The organism is Mesorhizobium sp. M7A.F.Ca.US.011.01.1.1, assembly GCF_003998295.1.
Lineage (GTDB): Bacteria > Pseudomonadota > Alphaproteobacteria > Rhizobiales > Rhizobiaceae > Mesorhizobium.
The window spans coordinates 1-1,286 of record NZ_RZRT01000172.1; the positions used below are offsets into that span (position 1 = coordinate 1).

The window sequence follows — 1,286 nt, forward strand, 5'->3', positions numbered from 1 at the left end:
CCAAAGCGCCCCCTCGAAGCGGTCGGCTCCCTTGGCGCGGGCGAAGTGATCGGCGAAGGCCTTCAGCGTATCCGGCAAGACGGACACTCCGAAGAAACGTTGCCGGAGGATCGTATCGTGTGCCGTCGCCGTCTTATTGATGCAGGCGACGAGGGACGGCGGGTCCGCGGACAAGCTGCAAACCGCAGTGGCCATCAGGCCGCACGGCATGCCGTCCTCGATCGTCGTGATCGCGGTGACTGGACCTGCAAATCGCTGCATGGCCTCTCGGAAGTCGTCTGAGTTTATCATTCCCCTGCTCCTTTTATTTGCGTGTTTGGGGAGCCGCGATGTCAGTTCATGTCGTGGGTCACGAACCGGGTGGTCATATAGCCTTCCAAGGCCTCGATCCCGCCCTCATAGCCGTAGCCGGAGTCCCGGACACCGCCATAGGGAGTCTCGGGCAGCCCGAGTCCGATGTGGTTAATGCTGAGCATCCCTGCTTGGACGCCCTGCGCCAGCCGACGAGCGGTCTTGGCGCTGCGAGTCCAGGCGTAGGAGCCGAGGCCGAATGGCAGCCGGCTGCTTTCCTCGATCGCGTCTTCGAGGTCAGCAAATGAGCGCACGAGCGCGACAGGACCGAATGGCTCTTCGTTCATCGCCCGCATTTCCGAGGTCACGCCAGTAAGAACAGTCGGCGCATAGAAGAAGCCCGCGTTCTTAAGCCGCTCGCCACCCGTGGCGACCTTCGCGCCCTTGGACACTGCGTCTTCGATGAGGCTTTCGACCGCGGAGCGGCGCTTGGCGCTGATGAGCGGACCCATTTGGGTGCCGTCGGCGAGGCCGTCGCCGATCTTGAGTGCCGAAGTCTTGCGCACGAAGACGTCGACAAACTCGTCGTGCACCTTTTCCTGGATGAGGAACCGCGTAGGCGAAATGCAGACTTGACCGGCATTCCGGAACTTCGAAGCGACAAGGGCGGTCGTCGCCGTCTCTATATCAGCATCGTCGGCGATGATCACAGGTGCATGACCACCAAGTTCCATGGTGACGCGCTTCATATGGCTGCCCGCCAGCGAGGCGAGATATTTGCCGACTCCGACCGACCCGGTGAAAGACACCTTCCGGATTGTAGGGTGGGGTACGAGATACTCGCTCACCTCCGACGGGATGCCGAAGACGAGGTTCACAACACCTGCCGGGAAGCCTGCGTCTTCCAGGCACTTGAACAGAGCCGCGCCAGCACCGGGCGCTTCCTCAGGTCCCTTGATGATGATGGAGCATCCCGCGGCGACAGCAGGTCCGAG

General features: G+C 62.1%; 2 protein-coding genes. Both read right to left on the minus strand.

What is annotated here, in order from left to right; translation table 11 throughout:
- The coding region (locus EOA13_RS37095) for a flavin reductase family protein (protein WP_164780629.1) at nt 1-261 on the minus strand (261 nt) is incomplete at its 3' end.
- 71 nt (nt 262-332) lie between these two features.
- The coding region (locus tag EOA13_RS37100) for an aldehyde dehydrogenase family protein (protein WP_127298041.1) at nt 333-1,286 on the minus strand (954 nt) is incomplete at its 5' end.